We start from the raw sequence: 1,443 nt of genomic DNA, 5'->3' as shown, positions 1-1,443 counted from the left end.
GGCCACCGGCGCCGACGCGGCGGCGGTCGTGATCCTGCACGGTTACACCGACCCGGCCTTCGAGGAGGGCGTCGCGGCGGGCCTGCGCGAGCGGCTGCCCGCGTTGCCGGTGACGGCTTCGGCGACCGTGTGGCCGGAGGTACGCGAGTACGAGCGTGCCCTGGTGGCCTGCATGAACGCCTACATCCAGCCGCTCATGCGCGACTACTTCGCCCGCCTGGAGAGCCGGGTGCGCGGGCTCGGGGTGTCGGCGCCGATCTTCATCAGCGCGTCCAACGGCGGCTCGATGAGCCTGCGCTCGGCCGCGGAGCGGCCCGTCGAGACCGTGCTGTCGGGGCCGGCCGCCGGGGTGGCCGCGGCCGCCCGGCTGGGGGCGGGGGCCATCGTCACGTTCGACATGGGCGGGACCAGCAGCGACATCGCCGTGTCCGTGGACGGGTCGCCCGAGCTGGCCACCCACACCACGGTGGGCGGGCTGCCCCTGATCGTGCCGGTCGTGGCCGTGCACGCGATCGGGGCCGGGGGCGGGTCGGTCGTCTGGGTGGACGGGCCGGGTGTGCTCAAGGTCGGGCCGGGCAGCGCGGGCGCCGACCCCGGGCCGGCGGCGTACGGCCGGGGCGGCGACCGGCCGACGGTGACGGACTGCTACCTGGCGACCGGGCTGATCGACCCGCGCACGTTCCTCGGCGGCCGGATGCCTCTCGACGCCGGCGCCTCGCTCAAGGCCCTGTCGGGCATCGCCATCCACCTCGCCTCCGGAGGCGAGCGCGCCGGGGACGACCTGGCCGCGTACCGGGTGGCGGCGTCGGCCTTGCGGGTGGCGACGGCGGGGATGGCGACCGAGCTGCAGAAGATCATGGCGCAGCGCGGGCTCGACCCGCGGCGGTTCGCGCTCGTGCCGTTCGGCGGCGCGGGCCCGACGCACGCGGCCATGCTCGCCGAGGAGGTCGGGATCGCGCACATCGTGGTCCCGCCGACCGCCGCGACGTTCTGCGCCCTGGGCGCGGCGGGCGCCGACCTGCGCCGCGACTTCGCCCGCAGCCTGCGCCGCCCCCTGGATGCCGCGAGCGCCACCCGCCTGGCGGGCGTGCTCGCCGAGCTGTCCGCCCAGGCCCGGGAGTGGCTGGCCGAGCAGGACGGCGAGGCCCGGCTGCGGGGGCGGCTGTCGTTCGCGGCCGACCTGCGCTACTCCGGCCAGGCGTACGAGCTCCGCGTCGCCCTCGACCCGGACCGCCTGGACGCCGAGGCGGTCTCCGAGGCGTTCCACGCCGAGCACGAGCGCCTGTACGGCTTCCGCGACCAGAGCGCGACCATCGAGCTCGGCACCGCCAGGCTCGGCGTGGTCGGTCCGGCGGCCGAGCTGCCGCCCGCCGCCGTCCCCCCGGGCACGGGCGCGTCCCGTCCCACGGCCCGCAGGCGGGTCCTGCTGGCCGGCGCCTGGCA

The 1,443-nt window shown here is 77.5% G+C and carries 1 protein-coding gene; it reads left to right on the top strand.

The window, feature by feature from the left end:
• Positions 1-1,443, top strand: a 1,443-nt coding sequence (locus ACWDX9_RS63275; protein WP_449973446.1) for a hydantoinase/oxoprolinase family protein, incomplete at both ends; no start/stop codon positions are given.

It is taken from the genome of Nonomuraea sp. NPDC003201 (genome assembly GCF_053590415.1).
Note: the sequence above shows the minus strand (reverse complement) of the source record. Positions and strands in the feature narration are given on the sequence as shown.